Source organism: Streptomyces sp. ISL-94 (assembly GCF_018614075.1).
Classification (GTDB): Bacteria; Actinomycetota; Actinomycetes; order Streptomycetales; family Streptomycetaceae; genus Streptomyces.
The window spans coordinates 73,844-98,510 of record NZ_JAGGOZ010000023.1 but is presented as its reverse complement, the minus strand read 5'-3'; the positions used below and the strand labels follow the sequence as shown (position 1 = coordinate 98,510).

At 72.8% G+C, this 24,667-nt stretch carries 26 protein-coding genes; 17 read left to right on the top strand and 9 right to left on the bottom strand.

Annotated features, from left to right (window positions below):
- The first annotated feature begins 53 nt into the window (after positions 1 to 53).
- From J7E94_RS08575 to fabF, 5 genes are all read left to right on the top strand, one after another.
- Positions 54 to 1,271 carry a CdaR family transcriptional regulator gene (locus J7E94_RS08575; RefSeq protein WP_215013755.1) on the top strand — a complete coding sequence of 406 codons (1,218 nt, stop codon included), beginning with the start codon at positions 54 to 56 and terminating at the stop codon, positions 1,269 to 1,271.
- 89 nt (positions 1,272 to 1,360) lie between these two features.
- Positions 1,361 to 2,278 carry an ACP S-malonyltransferase gene (locus tag J7E94_RS08570; RefSeq protein WP_215013754.1) on the top strand — a complete coding sequence of 306 codons (918 nt, stop codon included), beginning with the start codon at positions 1,361 to 1,363 and terminating at the stop codon, positions 2,276 to 2,278.
- Between the two features lie 19 nt (positions 2,279 to 2,297).
- Positions 2,298 to 3,302 carry a ketoacyl-ACP synthase III gene (locus J7E94_RS08565; protein WP_215013753.1) on the top strand — a complete coding sequence of 335 codons (1,005 nt, stop codon included), beginning with the start codon at positions 2,298 to 2,300 and terminating at the stop codon, positions 3,300 to 3,302.
- A gap of 55 nt (positions 3,303 to 3,357) precedes the next feature.
- A complete protein-coding gene (locus J7E94_RS08560; protein ID WP_215013752.1) occupies positions 3,358 to 3,606 on the top strand; it encodes an acyl carrier protein in 249 nt (82 codons plus the stop codon).
- A gap of 79 nt (positions 3,607 to 3,685) precedes the next feature.
- Entirely contained in the window at positions 3,686 to 4,951 is a 1,266-nt protein-coding gene (fabF, locus tag J7E94_RS08555; protein ID WP_215013750.1) for a beta-ketoacyl-ACP synthase II, read from the top strand.
- Positions 4,952 to 5,110: 159 nt separating this feature from the next.
- Here the strand turns inward: fabF and J7E94_RS08550 are convergent, their stop codons facing one another.
- On the bottom strand, positions 5,111 to 5,605 hold the full coding sequence (locus tag J7E94_RS08550) for a DUF3145 domain-containing protein (protein ID WP_215013748.1): 495 nt from the start codon (positions 5,603 to 5,605) through the stop codon (positions 5,111 to 5,113).
- 250 nt (positions 5,606 to 5,855) lie between these two features.
- Here J7E94_RS08550 and J7E94_RS08545 point away from each other — a divergent pair, with 250 nt between their 5' ends.
- Complete coding sequence (locus J7E94_RS08545) at positions 5,856 to 6,752, top strand: SGNH/GDSL hydrolase family protein (RefSeq protein ID WP_215013746.1); 897 nt, start codon at positions 5,856 to 5,858, stop codon at positions 6,750 to 6,752.
- Between the two features lie 87 nt (positions 6,753 to 6,839).
- On the opposite strand, the gene J7E94_RS08540 is transcribed toward J7E94_RS08545, so the two are convergent.
- A complete protein-coding gene (locus tag J7E94_RS08540; RefSeq protein WP_215013744.1) occupies positions 6,840 to 9,302 on the bottom strand; it encodes a beta-glucosidase in 2,463 nt (820 codons plus the stop codon).
- 197 nt (positions 9,303 to 9,499) lie between these two features.
- Here J7E94_RS08540 and J7E94_RS08535 point away from each other — a divergent pair, with 197 nt between their 5' ends.
- From J7E94_RS08535 to J7E94_RS08520, 4 genes are all read left to right on the top strand, one after another.
- Positions 9,500 to 10,081 carry a TetR/AcrR family transcriptional regulator gene (locus J7E94_RS08535; RefSeq protein WP_215013742.1) on the top strand — a complete coding sequence of 194 codons (582 nt, stop codon included), beginning with the start codon at positions 9,500 to 9,502 and terminating at the stop codon, positions 10,079 to 10,081.
- A gap of 103 nt (positions 10,082 to 10,184) precedes the next feature.
- Positions 10,185 to 11,066, top strand: a complete 882-nt coding sequence (locus J7E94_RS08530; protein ID WP_251056327.1) for an endonuclease/exonuclease/phosphatase family protein — start codon at positions 10,185 to 10,187, stop codon at positions 11,064 to 11,066.
- 66 nt (positions 11,067 to 11,132) lie between these two features.
- Complete coding sequence (locus J7E94_RS08525; protein WP_215013740.1) at positions 11,133 to 11,837, top strand: carbon-nitrogen hydrolase family protein; 705 nt, start codon at positions 11,133 to 11,135, stop codon at positions 11,835 to 11,837.
- A 12-nt stretch (positions 11,838 to 11,849) separates the two neighbouring features.
- Positions 11,850 to 12,572, top strand: coding sequence for a hypothetical protein (locus J7E94_RS08520; RefSeq protein ID WP_215013738.1), 723 nt, complete (start codon positions 11,850 to 11,852; stop codon positions 12,570 to 12,572).
- On the opposite strand, the gene J7E94_RS08515 is transcribed toward J7E94_RS08520, so the two are convergent.
- Complete coding sequence (locus tag J7E94_RS08515; protein WP_215013736.1) at positions 12,569 to 12,907, bottom strand: helix-turn-helix domain-containing protein; 339 nt, start codon at positions 12,905 to 12,907, stop codon at positions 12,569 to 12,571. The two genes, J7E94_RS08520 and J7E94_RS08515, sit on opposite strands and share 4 nt — an antisense overlap.
- A 96-nt stretch (positions 12,908 to 13,003) precedes the next feature.
- Here J7E94_RS08515 and J7E94_RS08510 point away from each other — a divergent pair, with 96 nt between their 5' ends.
- The gene (locus J7E94_RS08510; protein WP_215013734.1) at positions 13,004 to 13,891 is read left to right on the top strand and encodes an NAD(P)-dependent oxidoreductase; all 888 of its coding nucleotides are present in this window, start codon (positions 13,004 to 13,006) and stop codon (positions 13,889 to 13,891) included.
- Here the strand turns inward: J7E94_RS08510 and J7E94_RS08505 are convergent, their stop codons facing one another.
- The 3 genes from J7E94_RS08505 to J7E94_RS08495 form a co-directional block, all read right to left on the bottom strand.
- Entirely contained in the window at positions 13,892 to 14,692 is an 801-nt protein-coding gene (locus J7E94_RS08505) for an EI24 domain-containing protein (protein ID WP_215013732.1), read from the bottom strand.
- A 66-nt stretch (positions 14,693 to 14,758) separates the two neighbouring features.
- Positions 14,759 to 15,181: an organic hydroperoxide resistance protein gene (locus J7E94_RS08500; protein WP_215013730.1), complete on the bottom strand. Its 423-nt coding sequence runs from the start codon at positions 15,179 to 15,181 to the stop codon at positions 14,759 to 14,761.
- A 65-nt stretch (positions 15,182 to 15,246) separates the two neighbouring features.
- Complete coding sequence (locus J7E94_RS08495) at positions 15,247 to 16,269, bottom strand: NADP-dependent oxidoreductase (protein WP_215013728.1); 1,023 nt, start codon at positions 16,267 to 16,269, stop codon at positions 15,247 to 15,249.
- A 96-nt stretch (positions 16,270 to 16,365) separates the two neighbouring features.
- Between J7E94_RS08495 and J7E94_RS08490 the strand changes: the two genes are divergently transcribed.
- Positions 16,366 to 16,788 carry a MarR family winged helix-turn-helix transcriptional regulator gene (locus J7E94_RS08490; protein ID WP_215013727.1) on the top strand — a complete coding sequence of 141 codons (423 nt, stop codon included), beginning with the start codon at positions 16,366 to 16,368 and terminating at the stop codon, positions 16,786 to 16,788.
- 9 nt (positions 16,789 to 16,797) lie between these two features.
- Here J7E94_RS08490 and J7E94_RS08485 read toward each other — a convergent pair whose 3' ends face one another.
- Positions 16,798 to 17,535, bottom strand: coding sequence for a hypothetical protein (locus tag J7E94_RS08485; protein WP_215013726.1), 738 nt, complete (start codon positions 17,533 to 17,535; stop codon positions 16,798 to 16,800).
- A 78-nt stretch (positions 17,536 to 17,613) separates the two neighbouring features.
- Here J7E94_RS08485 and J7E94_RS08480 point away from each other — a divergent pair, with 78 nt between their 5' ends.
- Positions 17,614 to 18,186, top strand: a complete 573-nt coding sequence (locus J7E94_RS08480) for a hypothetical protein (protein ID WP_215013725.1) — start codon at positions 17,614 to 17,616, stop codon at positions 18,184 to 18,186.
- Positions 18,187 to 18,233: 47 nt separating this feature from the next.
- Here J7E94_RS08480 and J7E94_RS08475 read toward each other — a convergent pair whose 3' ends face one another.
- Complete coding sequence (locus J7E94_RS08475; protein ID WP_215013724.1) at positions 18,234 to 18,944, bottom strand: triacylglycerol lipase; 711 nt, start codon at positions 18,942 to 18,944, stop codon at positions 18,234 to 18,236.
- Positions 18,945 to 19,156: 212 nt separating this feature from the next.
- Between J7E94_RS08475 and J7E94_RS08470 the strand changes: the two genes are divergently transcribed.
- Both J7E94_RS08470 and J7E94_RS08465 read left to right on the top strand, forming a co-directional pair.
- Positions 19,157 to 20,194 (top strand): rod shape-determining protein, encoded by a 1,038-nt coding sequence (locus J7E94_RS08470; protein WP_215013723.1) that lies wholly within the window; start codon positions 19,157 to 19,159, stop codon positions 20,192 to 20,194.
- A complete protein-coding gene (locus J7E94_RS08465) occupies positions 20,191 to 21,744 on the top strand; it encodes a GAF domain-containing protein (RefSeq protein WP_215013722.1) in 1,554 nt (517 codons plus the stop codon). The genes J7E94_RS08470 and J7E94_RS08465 overlap by 4 nt, the downstream gene beginning before the upstream one ends.
- Positions 21,745 to 21,805: 61 nt before the next feature.
- Here the strand turns inward: J7E94_RS08465 and J7E94_RS08460 are convergent, their stop codons facing one another.
- On the bottom strand, positions 21,806 to 22,249 hold the full coding sequence (locus tag J7E94_RS08460) for an Lrp/AsnC family transcriptional regulator (RefSeq protein ID WP_215013720.1): 444 nt from the start codon (positions 22,247 to 22,249) through the stop codon (positions 21,806 to 21,808).
- 70 nt (positions 22,250 to 22,319) lie between these two features.
- On the opposite strand from J7E94_RS08460, the gene J7E94_RS08455 reads away from it, so the two are divergent.
- Positions 22,320 to 23,201 carry a hypothetical protein gene (locus tag J7E94_RS08455; protein WP_215013718.1) on the top strand — a complete coding sequence of 294 codons (882 nt, stop codon included), beginning with the start codon at positions 22,320 to 22,322 and terminating at the stop codon, positions 23,199 to 23,201.
- Positions 23,202 to 23,247: 46 nt separating this feature from the next.
- A complete protein-coding gene (locus J7E94_RS08450) occupies positions 23,248 to 24,621 on the top strand; it encodes a carboxyl transferase domain-containing protein (RefSeq protein WP_308344719.1) in 1,374 nt (457 codons plus the stop codon).
- Positions 24,622 to 24,667: the final 46 nt, after the last annotated feature.

The window sequence follows — 24,667 nt, the reverse complement described above, 5'->3', positions numbered from 1 at the left end:
CCCGACCCGGGACCGGACTCCGCGCGGGCTTCCCGATAAGGCAGTCTTGTCCCGTGCCCCAACCCGAACGTGAGCATTCCCCCGCGACACACGCCGCGCATCCCGCGCCCGCCCATCCGCACACCGCGACGCTGCGCCGACTGGAGAAGTCCTCCGGCCGGCTCGCGGCCAACGCGATCGCGCGGATGGACGAGACCCTGCCGTGGTACCGGGCGATGCCCCCGGAGAACCGGTCCTGGATCGGCCTGGTCGCGCAGGCCGGCATCGCCGCGTTCACGGAGTGGTTCCGGCACCCGGAGACCCCGCAGGCGATCTCCACCGATGTCTTCGGGACGGCTCCGCGCGAGCTGACCCGGGCGATCACCCTGCGCCAGACCGTCGAGATGGTCCGCACCACGATCGAGGTCATGGAGGCCGCGATCGACGAGGTGGCGGCCCCGGGCGACGAGTCCATCCTGCGCGAGGCCCTGCTGGTGTACGCCCGGGAGATCGCCTTCGCGACGGCCCAGGTGTACGCGCAGGCCGCCGAGGCGCGCGGCGCGTGGGACGCCCGGCTGGAGTCCCTCGTCGTCAACGCGGTGCTGTCCGGCGAGGCCGACGAGGGCGCCCTGTCCCGGGCGGCGGCGCTGGGCTGGAACTCCCCGGAGCACGTGTGCGTGGTGCTGGGCACCGCGCCGGAAGGGGACAGCGAGCTGACGGTCGAGGCGATCCGGCGCGCGGCCCGCCACCACAAGCTCCAGGTCCTGACGGGGGTCCTCGGGGACCGCCTGGTCGTCATCGCGGGCGGCAGCGACAATCCGATGCAGGTGGCGAAGTCCCTGATCGGGCCGTTCGCGGCCGGTCCGGTGGTGGCCGGCCCGGTGGTGCCGGACCTGCTGAACGCGACGAAGTCCGCGCAGGCCGCGGCGGCCGGCCTGAAGGCCTGCACCGCCTGGCAGGACGCCCCGCGGCCGGTGCTGGCGGACGATCTCCTGCCGGAGCGGGCGATCGCCTCGGATCCCGCTGCCAGGGAACAGCTGGTGGAGGAGATCTACAGACCGCTGGAGGAGGCGGGGTCCGCGCTCCTGGAGACGCTGAGCGTCTATCTGGAGCAGGCGAGCAGCCTCGAAGGGGCGGCCCGGATGCTGTTCGTGCACCCGAACACGGTGCGCTACCGGCTGCGACGTGTGACCGACGTCACCGGCTGGTCACCCTCCGATGTCCGTTCCGCGTTCACGCTGCGGATCGCCCTGATCCTCGGGCGTCTGGCCGACGGCGATCCGCAGTCCTAGACTTTTGTCGGACATCAACAATTACCCCGACCGTTCTTGGTCCCTGTCCCCACGGGCGGCAGGGACCATCCACAAGAGAGAGTGTGAGGGTGCTCGTACTCGTCGCTCCCGGCCAAGGCGCTCAGACGCCTGGCTTCCTGACTCCCTGGCTCGACCTCCCCGGCGCCCGTGACCGCGTCCAGGGCTGGTCCGACGCCATCGGGCTCGACCTTGCCCACTACGGCACGAAGGCCGACGCGGACGAGATCCGCGACACGGCCGTGGCCCAGCCGCTGCTGGTCGCCGCAGGTCTCCTGTCCGCCGACGCGCTCGGCTCCCGTACGGCCTTCGGCGCCGTCGCCGGCCACAGCGTCGGTGAGATCACCGCGGCCGCCTACGCGGGCGTGCTCTCCGAGGCCGACGCCCTGAAGTTCGTCCGTACGCGCGGTCTGGCCATGGCCGAGGCCTCCGCCGTCACGGAGACCGGCATGGCCGCCGTCCTCGGCGGCGAAACCGACGTCGTCGTCGCCCACCTGGAAAAGCTGGGTCTGACGCCTGCCAACATCAACGGCGCGGGTCAGGTCGTGGCCGCCGGCACCATGGCGCAGATCGAGGCGCTGGTGGCGGACAAGCCCGAAGGCTCGATGAAGGTCGTCGCCCTCAAGGTCGCGGGCGCCTTCCACACGCACCACATGGCCCCGGCGGTCGCCACGCTGGAGAAGGCCGCCGGGGACCTGTCCCCTGCGGACCCGGCGCTGGCGTACGTGTCGAACAAGGACGGCCACGTTGTCACCACGGGCGCCGACGTCGTCGCCCGCCTGGTGGGCCAGGTCGCGAACCCGGTCCGCTGGGACCTGTGCATGGAGACGTTCGCCGAGCGGGGCGTCACGGGGATCATCGAACTCTCCCCCGGCGGCACCCTGACGGGTCTGGCCAAGCGCGCGCTGAAGGGCGTACCGAGCGTGGCTCTGAAGACCCCGGACGATCTCGACAAGGCCGCGGCGCTCGTCGCCGAGCAGACGGCCTGAGAGAAGGAGCCCACAGAGCATGTCCAAGATCAAGCCGGCCAAGGGCTCCCCCTACGCCCGCATTCTCGGCGTCGGCGGCTACCGCCCGACGCGCGTGGTGCCCAACGAGGTCATCCTCGAGACCATCGACTCGTCCGACGAGTGGATCCGCTCCCGCTCCGGTATCGCGACCCGGCACTGGGCCTCGCCCCAGGAGACCGTCGCCGCGATGTCGGTGGAGGCCTCGGGCAAGGCACTGGCCGATGCCGGTGTCTCCCCCCAGCAGATCGGTGCGGTGATCGTCTCGACGGTCTCGCACTTCAAGCAGACCCCGGCCGTCGCGACGGAGATCGCGCACAGGATCGGCGCGGGCAAGCCCGCCGCCTTCGACATCTCCGCGGGCTGTGCCGGTTTCGGCTACGGCCTGACCCTGGCCAAGGGCCTGGTGGTGGAGGGGTCCGCCGAGTACGTCCTCGTCATCGGCGTGGAACGGCTCTCGGACCTGACCGACCTGGCGGACCGCGCGACGGCCTTCCTGTTCGGCGACGGCGCCGGCGCCGTGGTCGTCGGCCCTTCGGACGAGCCGGCCATCGGCCCCACGGTGTGGGGTTCGGAGGGCGACAAGTCCGAGACCATCAAGCAGACCGTGCCGTGGGACGAGTACCGCAGCACGGACAGCGCCGAGAAGTTTCCGGCTATCACGCAGGAGGGCCAGGCGGTCTTCCGCTGGGCCGTCTTCGAGATGGCCAAGGTGGCCCAGCAGGCGCTCGATGCCGCCGGGATCACCGCGGACGACCTGGACGTCTTCATTCCGCACCAGGCAAACATGCGGATCATCGACTCGATGGTGAAGACTCTGAAGCTGCCGGAGCACGTCACGGTCGCCCGTGACGTGGAGACCACCGGCAACACCTCGGCCGCCTCGATCCCGCTCGCTATGGAGCGGCTCCTGGCGACCGGTGCGGCGAAGAGCGGCGACACCGCGCTCGTCATCGGCTTCGGGGCGGGACTCGTCTACGCCGCGACGGTCGTTACCCTCCCCTAGGGCCGGATTCCGCTTTCCCGGCCCGCATACCAGTTACCAAGAGAAGGAGCGCCACATGGCCGCCACCCAGGAAGAGATCGTCGAGGGTCTCGCCGAGATCGTCAACGAGATCGCCGGCATCCCCGTCGAGGACGTCGAGATCGACAAGTCCTTCACCGACGACCTGGACGTCGACTCGCTGTCCATGGTCGAGGTCGTCGTCGCCGCCGAAGAGCGCTTCGACGTCAAGATCCCGGACGAGGACGTCAAGAACCTCAAGACGGTCGGCGACGCCGCGAGCTACATCCTGAAGCACCAGGCCTGAGCCTGACGAGCGTTTGTCGCCACCCGGCGGTGGCGCCGTGACAATTCAGCACCCTCTGAGACGTGGAGAAAGAATTCCTGTGAGCCCGACCAATCGCACCGTGGTCGTCACCGGTATCGGCGCAACCACTCCGCTGGGTGGCGACAGCGCTTCGACCTGGGAAGGTCTGCTCGCCGGTCGCTCCGGCGTGAAGCCCCTGGAGGGCGAACGCTTCGCCGAACTCCCGGTTCGTATCGCCGCCCTGGCCGCCGTGGACCCGAACGAGGTCCTGCCGCGGCCGCTGGCCCGCAAGCTCGACCGCTCGGCGCAGTTCGCCATCATCGCCGCCCGCGAGGCGTGGGCCGACGCCGGCTACACCGCCGCGGCCGGTGAGGACGGCGCCATCGCCCCCGAGCGTCTGGGCACCGTGATCGCCTCCGGCATCGGCGGTGTGACCACCCTGCTCGACCAGTACGACGTACTGAAGGAAAAGGGTGTGCGCCGGGTTTCCCCGCACACCGTTCCCATGCTCATGCCGAACGGCCCGTCCGCCAACGTGGGCCTGGAGATCAACGCCCAGGCGGGCGTGCACACCCCGGTCAGCGCCTGCGCGTCCGGCGCCGAGGCCATCGGCTACGCCGTCGAGATGATCCGCAACGGCCGTGCCGACGTGGTCGTCGCGGGCGGCACCGAGGCGGCGATCCACCCGCTGCCGATCGCCGCGTTCGCCAACATGATGGCGATGTCCAAGAACAACGAGAACCCCGAGCAGGCCTCGCGCCCGTACGACAAGGCGCGTGACGGCTTCGTCCTGGGCGAGGGCGCGGGCGTCGTCGTCCTGGAGTCCGCCGAGCACGCCGCCGCGCGCGGCGCCCGGGTCTACTGCGAGGTGCTGGGCCAGGGTCTGTCCGCGGACAGCCACCACATCGCGCAGCCCGAGCCGACCGGCCGCGGTGTCGCGGCCGCCGTGCAGAACCTGCTCGACAACACGGGCCTCGACCCGGCCGAGCTGGTCCACCTGAACGCGCACGCCACGTCCACCCCGCAGGGTGACACGGCCGAGCTGAAGGCCCTGCGCAAGGTGCTGGGCGACGACCTCGACCACATCGCGATCTCCGCGACCAAGTCGATGACCGGTCACCTGCTCGGTGGCGCGGGCGGCATCGAGACCGTCGCGACCGTGCTGGCGCTGTACAACCGGCTGGCGCCGCCGACGATCAACCTCGACGACATCGACGAGGACATCGACGCGGACATCGTGCGGGGCGAGCCGCGCAAGCTGCCGGCCGACGGCCCGATCTCCGCGATCAACAACTCCTTCGGCTTCGGCGGCCACAACGTGACCCTCGCGTTCCGCTCTGTCTGAGCCTCCCTGCACGCGAGGCCCACCCGGCATTCCGGGTGGGCCTTCCGCGTACCGGTTGCGCGAGCGAAGCGACGAACACCGCAACCATCAATTGAGGAACCCCAACGGCGAGCAACCAGGTCCGCGAGAGCGGCGCCGGCTCAGGCGCAAAGAGGGGTCTCAGACGACTTGGTGGAGCCAGCGCACCGGGGCGCCCTCGCCCGCGTAGCGGAAGGGTTCCAGTTCGTCGTCCCACGGCTTGCCGAGCAGCTTGGCGATCTCCGCCTCCAGGTCGGTCTCACCGCGCGCGGACCGGGCGAGGGCGGCCCGCAGCCGGTCCTCCGGGATCAGGATGTCGCCGTGCATGCCGGTGACCGCGTGGAAGATGCCCAGCTCCGGAGTGGAGCTGTAGCGCTCGCCCTCGGCAGTCGGGCAGGGTTCGGCGGTCACTTCGAAGCGCAGCAGGTGCCAGCCGCGGAGGGCGGAGGCGAGCTTCGAGGCGGTGCCCGGTTCGGCCTGCCAGGAGAACTCGGCTCTCCAGGTGCCCGGGGAGGCGGGCTGCCTGATCCAGTCGAGGTTCACCCGCACCCCGAGCACGCCCGCAACCGCCCATTCCACGTGCGGGCAGAGCGCGCGCGGTGCGGAGTGCACGTACAGAACTCCACGTGTCGTCACCGGGACCTCCAGTGTGGGACGAGGTCGGGAATAAACTCCAGAAAACGGACAGTATGTGACGTGATGTAATGTAACGGAAATTATTTGACATTGCGCAACGGGACCTGCGGCCGAAACGCCACGGGAAAAAGCTACCGTGCGTCAGGGGTCATGGTGTGACGTACGGTCGCTCCAAGGCCGGTAAACACAGAGCTTTCACTCAGCAGGACCCCCCGAAGGAAGTGGGGACGTCAAGGAGGGGACCATCCCGATGCGCACCACCGCTGCGCGCCGCCGCGCGCGCCGGACCCTCAGGGGAGCGGCGGCAGCGGCCGCGCTGCTGGCCGGGACTGCGGCCGGATGCGGGCCGGGCGGGTCGGGTGACGAGGGCGAGCGCGGGGCGCAGGCCGCTCCGCGCTGGAACACCGCGCCCACCTCGATCGCGGCCGTGGGCGATTCCATCACGCGGGGTTTCGACGCCTGTTCGGTCCTGGCCGACTGCCCGGAGGTCTCCTGGGCCACCGGCAGCGACCCGGAGGTCCGCTCCCTCGCCACGCGGCTGCTCGGGGACGCCGAGGCCCCGGCGCGCAGCTGGAACTACGCGGCGACCGGCTCGCGGATGGCGGACCTGCCGGGGCAGCTGGCCGAGGCGGCCGCACACAAGCCCGACCTGGTCACGGTGATGGTGGGCTCGAACGACGCCTGCCGGCCCACGGCTTCGTCGATGACGCCGGTGGCGGAGTTCCGGGCCGGTTTCGAGCAGGCCCTCGCGGGTCTGCGGGCCGCGTCTCCCACTTCCCAGGTGTACGTCTCCAGCATCCCGGACCTCCAGCGGCTGTGGGAGCAGGGCAAGGACAGCCCGATGGTCCGGCAGGTCTGGAAGCTGGGCATCTGCCAGTCGATGCTCTCCGATCCGCTGTCTGCGGCCATGGGGGCGACGGGCCGGCGCGAGCAGGTGCGGGCGCGGGTGGTCGAGTACAACGAGGTGCTCCGCGAGGTGTGCGCGAAGGACCCGCTGTGCCGCTACGACGGCGGCGCGGTCTTCCAGTACCCCTTCGCGGCGGATCAGTTGAGCCGCTGGGACTGGTTCCATCCGGGCAAGGAGGGGCAGGCACGGCTGGCGGAACTGGCGCACCGCCAGGTGACGGCGGCGCAGCCGCCGCGTTGACGCCGGTGGGCAGGGGGCGGGTGTCAGGACCCGCCCCCTGCCCGGTTTTTGGGGGTGATTTCCGGCCATTCCTGTTGTTACGGTGTGTTACGGGATGTCGAGTGCCGCCGTCAGCCGCGTGTCCCCGTGCGCACGGCTCGCGCGGACCTCGTAGGAGCCGCCGATCCGCTGCCAGCCGCGGGTCTCCTCGTCCCAGATCTCGAAGGCCCGGGCGGGCAGGGCGATCTCGGCTTCGACGCTCTCGCCGGGGCCCGCCTCGACGCCCGCGAAGGCGGCCAGCCAGCTCGCCGGGCGCTCGACGGTCGTGCTCTGCGCGCTCGCGGAGGCACCCGCCACGGGGGCCAGGTAGATCTGGACGACCTCGCGGCCGGGCCGGGCGCCGGTGTTGGTGACGCGGACCCGGGCCGTGGTGCCGGTGACCTCCAGGCAGTCGTAGGCCCAGTCGGTGTAGCCGAGGCCGTGCCCGAAGGGGAAGGCGGGGGTGATGCCCTGGGCCTCGTACGCCCGGTAGCCGATGAACAGCCCGTCGCGGTACTCCAGGCGCCCCTCGGTGGGGACGACCTCGGTGACGGGCGCGTCGGCGAACCGCGCGGGCCAGGTGGTGGGCAGCCGCCCGCCGGGCTCCGCCTCGCCGAGGAGTACGTCGGCCAGCGCGGCCCCGCCCTCCTGCCCGGGGAACCAGGTCAGCAGCACCGCGGCGACCTCCTCGCGCCACGGGAGCTCCACCGGGGAACCGGCGTTGACCACGACCACGGTGTTCGGGTTGGCGGCGGCGACGGCACGGACCAGGTCGTCCTGGCGGCCCGGGAGGGTGAGGTCGCGGCGGTCGAAGCCCTCGGACTCCACGCGCTCGGTGGTGGCGACGACCACGACGGCCGTGTCCGCGGCGCGGGCGGCCTCCACGGCCTCGGCGATCAGCTCGTCGGCATCGCGCCGCGGGCCGAGGTGGAGCAGCGAGAACATGATCGCCTTGAGCGGCAGCGCGCTCATGTCCGGGACCTGGAAGGTCAGTGAGACCTCGACGGGCTCCCCCTCCGTGAGGATGGTCCGGGCGCGCTCGCTGGGGGCGCCGAAGAAGGCCTCGAAGGGGTCGGCCTCGTTGCCCATCTCCTGGACGCCGGCCCAGAGGGTCTCGCCGCCGACGGCGAGGGCGAAGGCGCCCAGCCCCCGGGTGCCGAAGGCGTGCTCGCCGCTCTCGCGCGGCACGAACGTGCCGGTGACCTCGATGCTCGCCATGGTCTCGTACGTGGCGCCCGCGGGCAGGTCGTCACCGATCCACTGGACCTGGCCGGTCGGCAGGCTGCCTTCGCCGATGACCGCACCGGAGGCGTCGCGGCAGATGGCGCGCAGCTCGAAGCCCTTGTCTGCGGGGGCGAGTTCGTCGGAGGGGTCGGCGCCGACGGCGCAGGTCAAGGACCCCTCCGGGAGCGCGGCGGTGAGGCCGTCGAGCGGGGAGACGATCCGCTCGGGGAAGACGGTGGCGGAACCGCCGCCGAGGACGCGGGCGTCGCGGGCGGCGGCGCCGATGAGGGCCACGGTGCCGCCGGCGGCGTCGAGGGGCAGGGTGCCGTTCTCGTTGCGCACGAGGACGAAGCCGCGCGCGGCGAGCTCGCGGGCCAGCGCCTGCCCGTCGATCGGGGCCGGGACCTCCTCGACGACGGCGGGCGCGCCCTCCAGGATGCCGACGCGGGCGGCGAGGCGCAGGACGTTGCGCACCGCCTCGTCGACGGCGGACTCGGGGACCTCGCCGGCGCGGACCGCCTCGGCGAGGGCGGCCCCGTAGACGGTCTGCGGGCCGGGCATGGCCACGTCGAGGCCGCCCAGGATGTCGCCGGCGGTGGAGCGGGCGGCCATCCAGTCGGAGACGTTGTACCCGTCGAAGCCCCATTCGCCGCGCAGGACTTCGTTGACCAGGTGGCGGTGCTCGGTCATCGTCGTGCCGTTGACCTGGTTGTAGGCGGTCATGATGCCCCAGGGGTGGGCGCCCGCGACGATGGCCTCGAAGGGCGCCAGGTACAGCTCGCGCAGCGGGCGCGGGGCGATGACGCTGTCGACGGTGAACCGCTCGGTCTCGGCGTCGTTGCCCACGAAGTGCTTGACCGTGGTGCCGACCCCGCCGTCCTGGACGCCGTTGACGTAGCCGGTGCCGATGGCGCCGGTGAGGTACGGGTCCTCGGAGTAGCACTCGAAGTGCCGGCCGCCGAGCGGGGAGCGGTGCAGGTTCACGGTGGGCGCGAGGAGGACGTGGACGCCCTTGCGGCGGGCCTCCTGGGCGAGGAGCCGGCCGGCGCGGCGCGCGAGGGCCGGGTCCCAGGCCGCGGCGAGCGCGGTCGGGGAGGGCAGGGCGATGGAGGGGTCGTCGGCGGTCCAGCGCACGCCGCGCACCCCGATGGGGCCGTCGGACATGACCAGGGACTTCAGCCCGATCTCGGGGATGGCGGGCAGCGACCACATGTCCTGGCCTGCCAGCAGCCGGGTCTTGGTGTCGAGATCGAGCTTGCCGAGCGCCACTTCGACTGCGCTGGTGCGGACCTGATCGGCATCGGTCACGGCCGTGCCTCCTCGTTGAGTGCGGTGCGGTGCGGTGCGGTGCGGTGCGGTGCGGTGCGGTGGAACGGTGCGGTGCGGTGCGGTGCCCCCATCGTGGACCGGTTACCTGTAGAGCGGTAGGGTTCGTAACCTGTTCGTGATATTCAGATGTCGTACGGTCCTGCTGACGGGTGCGAGCGAAAGGGGTGCCGGGGGCGATGGCCAGGGCGAGGAGCGAGGAGCGGCGCGGGGAGATCGTCCGCGCGGCCCTCGAGGTGATCGCGGAGCGCGGCTACCGGGGCGCGTCCCTGGGCACGGTCGCCGAGCGCGTGGGCCTGACCCAGCAGGGGCTGCTGCACTACTTCCCGACCAAGGAGGCGCTGCTGGTCGCGGTGCTGGAGGAGCGCGACCGCTGGGACACGGGCGGCGGCTCGCGCGCCTCGGCGGACGCCTGGCGCCTGGACCTGCTGGCCTCGCTGGTGGAGTACAACGCCATGCGCCCGGGCATCGTGCAGACCTTCTCGGCACTGCTCGGCGAGAGCGTCACCGACGGGCATCCGGCCCGGGAGTTCTTCACCGAGCGCTACGCCCAGGTCCGCGGGGAGATGGCGGCGGTGCTGCGCGCCGAGTTCGGCGAGCGCCTCCCCTCGGGGCTCACCCCGGAGCAGGCCGCCCCGCTGCTGACGGCGGTCATGGACGGCCTCCAGTACCAGTGGCTGCTCGCCCCGGAGTCGGTGGACATGCCCGCGGCGTTCCGCTCCTTCCTGACGCTGCTGCGGGGGCCGGACACCCGCCCCTGACCGGTCCCCGACCCGCTCGCTACCGGCGTCGGACCTGCGGATACCTTGATCGTCGAACCAACCGAAGACGAGGGGTGGCAGGTCCATGGGGATGTCCGGACTGATGAAGAGAACCGCCGGGGTGGTGACCGCGCTGCTCCTGGCCGCGGCGGTCGGCACGCCCTCGGCCGTGGCCGCCGAGACGAAGAACCTCCAGGTCATGTCCTGGAACATGTGCGGCTCGCAGCGCTCCACCTGGCACTGCGAGGGCACGGGCACGCCGCAGCAGAAGATCGACGTGGTCAAGTACCACGTCCAGAACAATTACGTCCACGCCGCGCTGCTCCAGGAGGTGTGCGAGGGCGATCTCACCGAGCTGATGGCCCAGTTGGGCCCGGGCTGGACCAAGAGCTTCGCCCCGTACCAGTGGTCGCAGGGGGCGGACGGCAAGTGGAACAGCCGCTGCGGTGAGGACACCGGGCGCGCCGACGCCATCGGCACCGCGATCGTGCTCAAGGGCCAGATGGCGGACGCCCGGGAATACCCGGTGACGCAGCCGTACGTCGGCCAGCAGAGCCCCTTCCAGTGCGCGACGGCGGTGTACTGGAACGTCCGGCTGTGCAACGTCCACGCCTCGCGCCTGGGCAGCAACCCGGACCACCCGGACTGGGACTACCGCGACGACCAGTTCGCGGAGATCAAGGCCATCGTGAACACCTTCCCGAAGACGGTCTTCGGCGGGGACTTCAACTCGCTGTCCCCCGACGACCCGAACACCAAGGACGCCTGGGTGTGGCCCGCCGGCCTCTACTCCACCGGCCCCGGCACCGAGGGCTACGTGGAGTGCGACCAGACGGGCGCCTCGCGCACCGGCCGGGCCACGCACTCCTTCGGCGGGAAGATCGACTACGTGTTCAGCAGCGAGACCCGGCGCTGGTGCATGGTGGCCGACTCGGCGTTCTCCGATCACCACGTCATGATCGAGTCGGTGGCCGTCACCGCCTGACGCGGGCACGGCGGGCCCTGGCCGGCCGGTCACGGCGGTCGCCGGCCGGCCTGGCATGCTGCACGGGTGAGAATCGCCGCAGCCCAGCTGACCTGCCTGCCCGCCGACGTGCCCGCCAACGCCGCCCGGGCCGCCGCACTTGCCGTGCGGGCCCGGGCGGAGGGCGCCGAGCTGGTGGTGTTCCCCGAGTTCACGCTCACCGGCTACGAGTTGGCGGCCTTGGCCGCCGACCCCGGGCTGTGGACCGGCGCCGACGACCCCCGCCTGGACGCGCTGCGCTCCGCGGGCATCGCCACCGCGGTCAATGTCGCGCTGCCCGGCGCCGGCCCCCGGCCCCTCATCGCCACGCTGGTGTACGACGCGGACGGCGCACACGTCACCACGTACGCGAAGCAGCACCTCTTCCGGCACGAGCAGGACCTCTTCGAGCCCGGCGCGGGCGACGGCCGGTTCGAACTCGGCGGGATCCGCTTCTCGTTGGGCATCTGCTACGACAACCACTTCCCCGAGCTCGCCAGCCGGGCCGCGGCCGACGGCTGCCGGGTCCACCTCGCGAGCTCGCTGTACGGGACGGGCGACGGGATCGGCGAGCGCGCCACCGTGTATCCGGGGATCGCGAAGGAGCACGGCCTGTACGTGGTCCTCGCCAACCACGTCGGCCCGGCAGGCCCGTGGACCGGCTGCGGTGGCGCGGCCGTGTGGGCCCCGGGCGGCGCTCTGACGGCCGAGGCGGACGACCGTACACCCGGCGTGGTGACGGCCTCGGTGTGATGGGTGGCCGGCATGGCGAACGACTTCGAGACGATCACGATTCCCGAACACCTCCACGGATATCCGGGGGTGGCCTTCGGCGGCTACGTGGCGGGCGTGCTGGCCGGGCGGGCCGCCGCGAAGGACGTACGGGTGGACTTCCGGCGGCCCGTGCCGACCGGGGCGCCGGTCCGGCTCGCCGGGACCCCCGACGGCGGCTGCGCACTGACGGACGGCGAGCTGCTGCTGGCCGCCGCGGTCCCTGCCGCATTCGCCGGGGAGGTGCCCGAGGCCCCGTCCTGGGAGCAGGCGCGGGCGGCCGCCGAGGCCTACCGGGCGGCCCCGCCGGACGGGCAGACCGACTGCTTCGGCTGTGGCCTGGACCGCACCCCCGCCACCGGGCTGCGCCTGCACTGCGGCCGGGTACCGGGCCGCGAGCTGGTCGCCACCGCCTGGACCCCCGGAGCGGAACTCGCGGGCCCGGACGGGCTGCTGCCGCCCGAACTGGTGTGGGGCGCGCTGGACTGCCCCGGGAACGCGGCCGGGCGCCTGCTCGACGACCGCCCGGCCGGTGCGGTCACGGCCGCGCTCACCGCCCGGCTGATGCGGCCGGTCCCCGTGGGCGAGGGGCTCGTCTCGTACTCCTGGATGCTGACCGCCGAGGGCCGCAAGTACCGCGTGGGCACGGCCCTGGCCACCGCCACCGGCGACTTCTGCGCGGCCGCCGAAGCCCTGTGGGTGGTACCGCGCGGTTAGGCCGTCGCGGGCAGGAGGTGCTCGGCGCCCCAGGCCCCGAGCGCCTTCAGGGCCGTGTTCAGCTCCTCGCCCAGCGGGGTCAAGGAGTACTGAACGCGCGGGGGGACCTCCTCGTACACCTCGCGGTGGACTATGCCGTCGGTCTCCAGCTCGCGAAGCTGGGCGGCGAGCACCTTCTCCGAAATCCCCGGTACCAGCCGACGCAGTTCACCGAAGCGGCGCGGCCGCTGCTCCAGCTCCCACAGGAGCGAGACCTTCCACTTGCCGTCGATCACGGACATCGCCGCGGCGATCCCGCAGTGATCCGCACCGGGCCTCCGTGCTGCCAGCGCCATCGCGCACCCCTCCCACCTGCTCGCTCACCTTGGGGTAACCACCCACTCCAAAGTGCGTACTTGAGCCCTCACCTACCTGCCACCAGGCTAAACGCCATGACCGACAACGCACCGCAGCACCCGCTCACCCTGCTCGGACTCGGCGCCATGGGCACCGCCCTGGCCCGCACCTGGCTCGCCGCCGGGCATCCCCTCACCGTGTGGAACCGCACCCCCGCCAAGGCCGGGGCGCTCGCCTCCGAAGGGGCCCTCGCCGCCGCGAGCCCCGCCGAGGCCGTCGCCGCGAACCAGCTGGTCGTGCTCTGCCTGCTGGACGACGCCTCCGTGGAGTCCGCCCTGGACGGAATCGACCTGACCGGCAAGGACCTGGTCAACCTCACCACCGGCACGCCCGCCGAGGGCCGCGCGCGGGCCGCCTGGGCCGCGGCCCGCGGAGCCCGGTTCGTGGACGCCGGGATCATGGCCACGCCGCCGATGATCGGGGTGCCGCAGGCCGGAGGCTATGTCTTCTACAGCGGCTCGCGCGCCCTCTTCGACACCCACAGGGCGGCGCTGGAGGTCCCGGCCGGGGCCCGCTTCGTCGGCGAGGACCCCGGTCACGCCGCCCTGCACGACGTGGCGTTGCTGAGCGCGATGTACGGGCTGTTCGCAGGGATCTCGCACGCCTACGCGCTGATCGAGGGCGAGGACATCGCCCCGAAGGAACTGTCCGCCCTGCTGACCGAGTGGCTCGGCGCCATGGGCTTCTTCGTCGGCAACGCCGCCGAGCGGCTGACCTCGCGGGACTTCACCACCGGGGTGGTGTCCAACCTGGCCATGCAGGTCGCGGGCAGCCGCACCCTGCTGCGGACCGCCGAGGACCAGGGCGTCAGCCCCGAGCTGATCGCCCCGTACCTGGAGCTGATGCGGCGGCGGCTGGACGCCGACCCGGCGGCCCACGGCGCCGAGGACACGGTCGGCGCCCTCACCCTGCTGAAGCGGTAGTCAGGAGTACGCGGGAGGCGGCGGCCCGAAGCCGCCGGCGGCCGTTTCGGCGGCCGGGGCCTCCTCCGGCCGCAGCAGGTCCCGCACCATCAGCGTGGCCCCCGCCACCGCGCCCGGCATCAGGAACACCGCGACCAGCGGGACCAGGAACGCCAGCGCCAGCGGCACCCCGAAGCCCAGCACCAGCAGCCGCCGCGACCGCATCAGCGCCAGCCGCTCGTGCAGCTCCACCTTGCGCCGCTGGAGCGCGACGGAGGTGAGCTCCTGGGTCAGGAAGTACCCGGTGACGCAGAACCCGAGCACCGGGACCACCGTCTGCCCGACCACGGGGAGGAACCCGAGGGCGAAGAGCAGGATCCCGTACAGCAGCACCCGGCCGAGCACCTTCAGGCTGTCGCGGGCCGAGATCCACAGCTCCCGCCAGAGGGGGAGCCCCGACTCGGGGACCTCGCCGCCCTCGCTGCGGTCGACCTGCTCCGAGAGGGACTCGTAGAACGGCTGGCCGATGAGCAGGGTCACGGCGGTGAAGGTGATGACGGCGAGGAAGAGCCCGAGGCAGAAGACCAGCGCGGTCAGGAAGCCGCGGAAGAGCCCGAGCCACGGCGAGGACCAGTCGTCGGCGAAGGGAGTGGCCCAGGCGGTCAGGTCGTCGGCGCCGTAGCCGAGCCCGATCAGCGCCCCCGCGTAGAGGACGAGGGACACCAGCCCGGGCAGCAGGCCGAAGCCCAGCCGGCGGCCGTGGCCGAACACCCATCGCTGTCCGGCCAGCAGGTACCGGAAACCCCCCGCAAGATCACGCATGGCGCCAGTCTACGGCGAAGGCCGCACCCCGGAACCGGGGTGCGGCCTTCGCTGAGCAGTGCCGGATCAGACGGCGAGCTCGACGGTGATGTTGCCGCGGGTCGCCTTGGAGTACGGGCAGACCTGGTGGGCCTTCTCGATGAGGTCCTTGGCGGTGGCGGGGTCCACGTTCGGGATCACGGCGGAGATCTTGACGATCAGGCCGAAGCCGTCGTCGTTCTTGCCGATGCCGACCTCGGCGGTGACGCTGGAGCCGGAGATGTCGGCGTTCTCGTTCTTCGCGACGACACCCAGGGCGCCCTGGAAGCAGGCGCTGTAGCCGGCGGCGAACAGCTGCTCCGGGTTGGTGCCGGCGCCGCTGCCGCCGAGCTCCTTCGGCGGGTTCACGACGACGTCGAGCTGGCCGTCGTTGGTGGCGACGCGGCCGTCACGGCCGTTCTGTGCGGTGGCAACAGCGGTGTACGCGACGTCGGACTGCTGGATGGACATGTAGAGAGATCCTCCTCGTAATCGCCGCGACTCGCGCCCACGGTCGCGACGGCGTGGGGATGAGCCTAACCGGTGAAAGAAACGATCATCTTTCCGGTGTTCTCGCCGCGCATCAGGCCGAGGAAGGCGGAGGCCGCGTTCTCGACGCCCTCGACGACCGTCTCGTCGTAGCGCAGCTCCCCGGAGCGCAGCCAGCCGGCCACGTCCTGGACGAACTGCTGCTGGAGTCCGGCGTGGTCGTTGACGAGGATGCCCTGGAGGCGCAGGCGCTTGCCGATGACCTGCACGAGGTTGCGCGGGCCGGGGGCGGCCTCGGTGTCGTTGTACTGGGCGATCGCGCCGCAGAGGGTGGCCCGGCCGTTCACGTTCATGGAGGAGATCGCGGCCTCCAGGTGGTCGCCGCCGACGTTGTCGAAGTAGACGTCGACGCCCTCGGGGGCGGAGGCGCGCAGCTGCTCGCCGACCGGGCCGTTCTTGTAGTTGAAGGCGGCGTCGAAGCCGTACTTCTCCGTGAGGAGCGTCACCTTTTCGTCCGAGCCGGCGGAGCCGATCACCCGGGAGGCGCCCTTGATCTTCGCGAACTGGCCGACGAGGCTGCCGACCGCACCGGCCGCGCCGGAGACGAAGACGGAGTCGCCCTCCTTGAAGGAGGCGACCTCGAAGAGCCCGGCGTAGGCGGTCAGGCCCGGCATGCCGAGGACGCCGAGGTAGGCGGAGAGCGGGGCGAGCGAGGCGTCCACCTTGGTGCCGTGCTTCGCGTCGAACTCCGCGTACTCGCGCCAGCCCAGGCCGTGCAGGACGTGGTCGCCGACCTCGAAGCCCTCGGCGGCGGAGGCGACGACCTCGCCGACCGCTCCGCCGTCCATCGGCTGGTCCAGCTGGAAGGGCGGTATGTACGACTTCACATCGTTCATCCGGCCGCGCATGTACGGGTCCACGGACATGTGGAGGTTGCGCACGAGGATCCGGCCGGGGGCGGGCTCGGCGGACACGGGCACCTCGCGCAGGGCGAAGTCCTCGGCGACGGGCCAGCCCTGCGGGCGACGGACGAGGTGCCACTCGCGGCTGATGGCGGGAATCTCGGACATGCGGCGCTCCTGGTAAGAACGGAAATTGCTTCAGTAGGTGAAACAACCATGCGCCTGGATATTTCATGTTGTCAAGTAAATGGGTACTCTGGATCCATGCCCAGTCGTCGCGTAGACCCAGTGACCCTTGAGGTCGTCGAGCTCATCGGCGATGTCGTGGCCCGCTACCACATGGAGTACGAGCACGCGGCCGCCAGCCACCAGCTCACGGGCGCCCAGGCCCGGGTGCTGAACCTGCTGGCGCTGGAGCCGCTGCCGATGCGCCGGATCGCGCAGAAGCTGCGCTGCGAGCCGTCGAACGTGACCGGCATCATCGACCGGCTGGAGAGCCGCGGCCTGGTCGAGCGCCGCCCGGACCCGGCCGACCGCCGGGTCAAGCTGGCCGCCCCCACCGAGGAGGGCGTGCAGACCGCGGACCGGCTGCGCGAGTCGCTGGACTTCGCGCGCGAGCCGCTGGCCGGGCTGTCGACGGCCGAGCGGGCGGTCCTGCGGGACCTGCTCAAGCGGATGCTGGGCTGACCAGGCGGTTCAGAACCAGCCGCAGAAGAACCAGCAGCCCTCGGTCGGCTTCGGCTTCGGCGTCTGCGTGGGTGTCGGCGACGCCGGGGTCGTCGGCTGCGTGCCACCGGTGGCGGTCGGCGAGGGCTGCCCCGACTTGGTCGGCTTTACGCTGCCCCCCGGGCCGGGGGTCCGGGAGGCCGGTCCCGATGTCGCGGGCGCGGGGGCGGTCGACGCCGGAGCCGACTGCGTCACAGCCCCGGCGGAGGCGACCGGCCCGGCCGTCTTGGCACCGCTCGCGGCGGCCTTCGCGGCCCCGGCCTTCGCGGACGGCAGGACCGAGGGCGCGGCCGGGTCCCCCTTCAGGCTCGGCAGCGGATCCGGCGCCTTGGGCCCCGCGTCGTCGGTCAGCACCACCGTGGCGGCCCGGTCGGAGCGGTCCCCGTCGGCGGCCATGCGGGCGACGGCCAACGAGCCGCCCGTCGCGATCAGCATCCCGAACGCGATGGTCAGCACCGTCCGGCGGCGCCGCCGGTGCGTGGCGCGGCGGCGCGCACCCACCCGGCGCTCGTTCGGCGCGGACAGCACGACGAGCGAGTCCGCGAACACGTCGGCCAGCGCTGCCGGCGGGCCGGCCTCGGCCGCGGGGGCGGCGGGCACGGCCGGGCCGCCGGGCGCGACGGCTACGAGGTACTCGGCCGGGGTGCCGCACCCGGCGCACGCCAGTGCGCCGTTGAGGTGTCTCCGGCATGCAGGGCAGTAGTTCATGGCGCCCGCAGGCTACGTGGTCGGCGGCAACATCCGTATCCCGGGAACGTAAGGATCCTGTGTGGAATCGTGGCCTCCATGACAGCGAACCCGACTCCGAGGCCCTCGGGACACTTCGGGCCGGCCGCGTTCCAGCTGGTGCTGCTGCGGCGGATGGCCGACTTCCAGCCGGACCTGGCCGAGGAGGCCCGCCGCACGCTGGGGGCCTCGCTCGCGGACCAGCGGGAGGCGAACAAGCGCTGGCAGGCCATGGTCCGCTCCCCCCGGTCCCGCGGGGCCTTGGCCCGCTACCGCTCGGTGCTGGGCCCGCCGGAGTCCGCCGAGCACCGCCGGATCGGGGACCTGGAGTGCGAGGCCCTGCTGTGGCCGGTGCCGCTCTGGCCGGACCTGCGCTTCGAGGTGCTGGCCGCGCCGGACGGGGCGGTGTGGAACGAGTGGCTGGTACGGGCCCCGGGCGCGCGCGGGCCCGTACTCCAGTCGCCGGACGACCTGCGGCCCTGGTCGGCGACGGTGGACGAGGTGGCGCGGGCCTTCACCCCGGTGCGGCCGATGGAGGGCACCGCGCCGACCCGTTGGCGGCTCGCGTTCGCCGCGGGCGGTCGGCCCTGCGTGGCGGAGTTCACGTACGGCCTGCTCCAGCGGGTCTCGTGAGAAGACGCCGGCCGCTCTGCGCTCCAGTGCTGGGGCCGGCCGCTCGGCTAGGACGCGAGGAAGGCGCGGACGCCTGCCGAGGTCCCGTCGTCGCCGAGCAGGTCGTTGTGCTTGAGGCAGCCGACCGGCGTGTTGGCGGCCCCGGTCAGCGGCACGCTGTCGTCCGGGTTCACGATCTCGTCGCAGTTCGACCAGAACGTCGCGTACTTCACCGCGCCCGGGGTCTCGTCCCCGCCGTTCAGGTTCTTCACCACGTACGAGCCCGGGGTCATGTCCCGGCAGGCCTGGTCCCACAGGGCGCAGGCCCATGCGGTGGAGGTGCCGCGGTTGGGTCCGGCCAGCGAGACCCAGTGGCCCACGGTGGCCTCGCCGCCGCCGAACTTCACGTACCAGCGGCTCACCAGCGAGCCGAAGGAGTGGGCGACGACATCGACCTTGGCGGCGCCGGTCTGCCGGCGGACGTCCTCGACGTAGGAGGAGAGCCGCCCGGAGAGGACCTCGTTGACCGACTGGTGCGTGTCGTAACCCCAGGAGAAGAGCTCCGAATCGGCGTACCCCGCCGCCCGCAGGTCCTCGCGCAGGGCTCCCCAGACGCCCGGGTCGGCGTTGTAACCGTGTACGAAGATCACCGGATTGCGCGGTGATGCCAGGTCAGAGGCGCCGGCCATGACCCGGTCGGCGGCATGCGCCGAGACGGGCGCGAGCAGCGCCAGGCAGAGCGTCAGGAGCGCCGGCAGCCTCTGGCGGGTCGTCAGCATCGAGTCCCCCATACCTTGTTACGCGCGAGTAGCGCGTGCGGTGCGGGCATCGTGCTGCCTGTCGGTACAGAAATCCACCCCCATGCAGGCGCGTCAGACCCCCCAGCCGGAGCAACCCAACGGGCGGTTAGCCCTAAATGCCCGAGATGATAGGAAAAAGCGACCGGCATTCCGCCGGTCATCTTGCGTCAGCGCTCTCGGGAGGATCTGCCGTGACCGTCAGTCTTGAGCAGTTGCGCCGCTGCCACGTCGCCGTCGACCTGGGAGCCGCCAGGACCCGTGTGTACGTCAAGGGCGCCGGCCTGGTCGTCGACGAGCCCAGCGTCGCCGCCGTGAACACGCGGACCGGCGCACTCATCGCCGTCGGAACCTTCGCCGAGCGGATGACCGGCCGCACGCCCGACTACATCCGGGTCGTACGCCCCGTCTCCGGCGGCACCGTCGTCGACATCGAAATGGCCCAGCGGATGCTCCGCCACCTGCTCGGCGAGAAGCTGCGGCGCGCCCTGCGCCGCAAGCCCCGGCTGCGGGCCGCCGCCTGCACCCCGCACGACGCGGACCCGCTGGCCCAGCGGGCGACCGTGGAAACCCTCGTCGGACTCGGCGCCCGCCGCGTCGAACTGGTCGACACCCTGATCGCGGCGGCCGTCGGCTGCGGCCTGCCCGTGGAGCAGCCGACCGCGACGATGATCATGGTGTGCGGGGCCGCGGCCACCCAGGTGGCCGTCCTCTCCCTCGGCTCGATCGTCACCGCCCAGCGGATCCCGGTCGGCGGCGAGGCCATCGACCACGCGGTCGTCCAGCACCTGCGCCACGCGCACGAGCTGATGCTGCCCAGCCAGGCCGTCCGGCCGCTCCAGCTGGCCCTGCACGGCAACGGCATCACGCCGGACGGCCCGGCCTCCACCCTGATCCACGGCCGCGACGTGGCCACCGGACTGGCCCGCTCCGTCCACGTGGACACCGCGGCCGTACGGGACGCCATCCACACCCCGCTGACCGCCGTCCTCGACGGCATCGGCAGGGTGCTGCGGGACTGCCCGCCGGACCTGGTCGCGGACCTGACGGACAAGGGGATCATGATGGTGGGCGGCAGCGCCCTGCTGCCGGGCCTGGACGAGATGCTGCGGGGCGCCACCGGGATGCCCGTCGCCATCGCGGAACGGCCGGACGTGTGCGCCGTACTCGGCCTCGGCGCGATGCTGGAAGGGAAGATCGCCCCCATGGTTCTGAACCCGCTGGCCGAATGACGGAGGCCGGGCAGGAGCCGGCGCGCCTCCCGGTGCTGCTGGAAGCGGTCCTCAGCGTCGGCTCCGAGCTGGAGCTGCACGCCACCCTCCAGCACATCGTGGACTCGGCGGCCGAGCTCTGCGCGGCACGCTACGGAGCGCTCGGGGTCGTCGACCCCGAGCGCGTCCGGCTGACCGAGCTCTTCACGGCCGGGATGACCGAGGAGCAGCGCGCCGCCGTCCCGCGCCTGCCGGACGGGCGCACGGGCCTGCTCGGGGCCCTGATCAGCGATCCGAGCCCGCTGCTGCTCGACGACCTCGCCAAGGACCCCCGGTCCGCCGGATTCCCGCCCGGGCACCCGCCGATGCGCAGCTTCCTGGGCGTCCCGATCCGGGTGCACACGGAGGTCTTCGGCAACCTCTACCTCACCGAGAAGGCGGGCGGCGGCCCCTTCACGGAGGAGGACCTGGCCCTCGTACGCGTCCTGGCCGCGCAGGCGGGGATGGCGATCGGCAACGCCCGGCTGTACGAGACCGCGCGCCGCCGGGAGCGCTGGATCGAGGGCGCCGCCGCCGTGACGACGACCCTGCTGGCCGGCCGGCCCGCGTCGGACGCGCTGATGTGTGTCGCCGACCGGGCCCGGCTGCTGGCGGACGCGGCGGCCGGGGTGGTCCTCCAGCCGACCCCCGAGGGCGGCATGGAGATCGTCGCCGCCTCCACGCACGGGGACCCCGGAGACCTCGTCGGAACGGCGATCGCCCCTGGATCACCGGTCCTGGAACAACTCCTGGGAGGCGAAGCGGTCTTCATAGAGGACTCGGCCACCGACCCCCGGATGACCACGCACGTCCGCGAGCGCTTCGGCCCGAGCATGATGCTCCCGCTCCGGAGCGGCGGACAGCTGATCGGCACCCTGGCCCTGCCGCGCGCCCGGGGCGGCCCCCCGTACGACGCGGTGGACCGGCTGCTGGCCTCGCAGTTCGCCTCGCAGGCGGCGCTGGCCCTCGTCCTGGCGGACGCGCAGCACGACCGCGAACAGCTGGCCGTCTACGAGGACCGCGACCGGATCGCCCGTGACCTGCACGACCTGGTGGTCCAGCGGCTGTTCGCGACGGAGATGATGCTGGAGAGCACCAGGAAGCGCTCGGCGTCCGCACCCGCCGGGGACACGGTGGGCGAGGAGCTGAGCCGCGCCGTCGACGAGCTGGACTCCACCATCCAGGAGGTCCGGACGGCCATCTTCGCCCTCCAGCAGCCGCCGACGGACACCCCGACGACCTTCCGGGGCCGGGTGCTCCGCGAAACGGGCGGGGCGGCGGTCCTGCTCGGCTTCCAGCCGTCGGTGCACTTCGCGGGGGCGGTGGACGCCCTGCTGACGGAGCCGGTGGCGCGCGACCTGCTCTCCGCCCTGCGCGGCACCTTGGCGGCGGCACACCGGCGCGCGGAGGTCACCTCCATCGAGGTGGAGGTCGACGCGGCGCCTTCCCGGGTCCGGCTGACGGTGTGGGACGACGGGCGGACGGAATCGGGGACTCGGGGGACGACGGTGACGTGGGAGTCGGAGCTGTAACCGTCGTGGCCGGCGCCGCCGGGCCCCGCGGGGTGCCCGGCGGGCGGGATTACGGGTGGCATTAAGGGTGGGCCGGGCGGTGTCCGGCCGCCCGGAGGGCGATCCGGGTGCTGGACTGGGCCACCCCGGCATCCCGCTTGAGCCGGCGCAGGAGCCCGTCGAGTGCGGCGGGGTCTGCGGCCCGGGCCCGTACGAGGTAGTCGTACTCCCCCGTCACGTGCACCACCTCGGTGATCCCGGGGAGCTTCGCGACCTGCTGCTCGAACTCCTCGTTCGTGGTGTCCTGCCGGAGCGTGAGGTCGATGAAGACGACGAGCCCGCCCCGGGTGTCGGCAGCCGGATCCACGACGACGGTGAAGCCGCGGATCACGCCGTCCCGACGCATCCGGCGCACCCGGTCGGCGGTTGCGTTGGCGCTGAGGCCGACCCGGACGCCGAGATCCCGGTACGAGATCCGCGCATCCTGCTGGAGGATGCCGAGGATTTCCCTGTCGAGGCGGTCCATTCCGCGATTGTCGCAGCCGGGCCCGATATTCGCGCCCCTCCGGCGGCTGCCGGGACGAACGCTCTCTTCCATGAGCGAACTGATGACACCGGCCTTCGCCGGCGCCGCGGCGGGCCTGGGGGTGGCCGTGCCGATGGGCGCGATGAGCGTGCTGCTGATCCAGGAGGCGATGCGCAGCCGCCGGGTGGCCGCGGCCGCGGCCGCCGGCATCGCGGCGGTCGACCTCGGCTACGCCGCCGTCGCCACCGCCCTCGGCCCCTGGGTGGCCTCCCACGTCTCCCCGATCGAGGCCTGGGTCCGCCTGGCCTCGGCCCTGATCCTCCTGTCCATCGCCGCCCGCGGCCTCACCAAGCCGCACCCCTCCCCCCTTCCAGCCCCGCCGGCGACTGAGGCACGGGACCACGTTTCGGCCCCGCCGGCGATTGAGGCGCGGGACCACGTTTCAGCCCCGCCGGCGATTGAGGCGCGGGGACCGGGGCGGAGCCCCGCGGCCCCGGCCCACCCGGCTCACCGCCCCGACTCACACCCCGCCCACCCGGCCCCACCCTCGTCCGAGGCACCCAGCCCCCACCCAGCCGCGCCAGCACTCCAGGCACGGGACCATCACCCAGCCCCGCCGGCGATTGAGGCGCCTGGACCGGGACGGAGTCCCGGATCGGGAACGGGCAGGGCGTTCGGCCGGTACGTCGGGCTCACCGCGCTGAACCCCACCACCGCCCTCTACTTCGCCGCCCTCACCACGGCCCAGGGCACAACCCTCCACACAGGCGCAGCCGGAACCGCCTTCCTCGTCGGGGTCGGCGCCGCCTCGCTCCTCTGGCAGCAGACCCTCGTCGCCCTCGCCGCACTCGCGGGGAGCCGGATCCCCGCCACCGCCCGCGTGTGGACCTTCCGCCTCGGCTACGGGCTCGTCGCCGCCTACGCCGTCAAGATCGCCCTCCCGCTCCCGTGACACCGCCGCCGCCCTGAGGGGAAAGGGCACCGCCTAGGGTGGCTGCGTGACGACGACCCGCCTCTCGGCCCGCGCAGCCATCGCCTCCGTGACCGACCCCGGCAGCTTCGCCGAACTCCCCGCCCCCCGACGGGAATCTCCCGCCGACGGCCCCCTCGCCTGGACCGGCTACGACGACTCCCGCGCCCGCGCCGCGCAGCGGACCGGCGAGCAGGAGTCCGTCGTCACCGGCACCGCCCTCATCGGGGGCCGCGAAGCCACCCTGATCTCCTTCGAGTTCGGCTTCCTCGGCGGCTCGCTGGGCCAGCGCACCGGAGACCGGCTCGAAGCCGCCTACACGCACGCCCGCGAGCACCGGCTCCCCCTCGTCTCCCTGATCGCCACCGGCGGCTCCCGCATGCAGGAGGGCATGCTCGCGCTGACCCAGCTGCAGCGCGTGGCGCGCCAAAGCGTCCTGAACCGGGCCGCCGGACTCCCCCAGATCGCCGTCCTGCGCGACCCCACCACCGGCGGCGGCTGGGCCACCCTCGGGGCCGGGGCCGATGTGGTCCTCGCGCTGCCCGGCGCCCAGATCGGCTTCGCCGGCTCCCGGGTGCGCCCGGCGGACGCGGACCCGGCGGCGTACTGCGCCGAGGGGCAGTACGCCGCCGGGCACGTGGACGCCGTCGTCCCTCCGGGCGAACTGCCCGGCACGCTCGCCGACTGGCTGCGCGTCCTGGCCGCGCCCCGCGCCACCGGACCCGTCGAACCCCCGGCCGCACTGGCCGGCGTAGCGGCGCCTGCGACCGGTTGGGAGGCCGTCCGGCAGGCCCGTCACCCGGACCGCCCGCACGCCGAGGCGTACCTGGACGCGTACTTCGCCCTCCGCCTCCCCCTCTCCGGGGACCGCGCCGGCGGCACCGACCCCGGCATGCTGTGCGGATTCGGGCTGCGCGAGGGCCGGGCCGTGGCGTACGCCGCCCAGTGCGGCACCGCCACCCGCCCGGCGGGATACCGTACGGCCTCCCGCGTCATCCGCCTCGCCGACCGGCTCGGCATCCCGGTGCTCACCCTGGTGGACACCCCCGGCGCCGCCAACGACGCCGCCGCCGAACACGCCGGCGCCGGCGCCGCCATCGCGGACACCTTCGCGGCGCTGGCCGGAGCCGCCGTCCCCGTCACCACCCTGCTGATCGGCGAGGGCGGTTCGGGCGGCGCCCTCGCCCTGGCCGCACCGGGCAACACCTGGGTCACCCCGGACAGCTACTTCTCGGTCATCGCCCCGGAACTGGCGGCCGCCATCCTCAAGCGCCCCCCGACGGCCGCCCCCGCCACCGCCGACCAACTCCGCATCCGCCCCCAGGACCTGGTCGCCCTGGGCGTCGCCCGCGGCATCGTGGGACCGGCCCGGGCCCGCGACCAGGACCTGCCGCGGGAGTGACGGCCGGCCGACGACGGCCCCGCACCTCGGCGTCCGATTCCTGCCG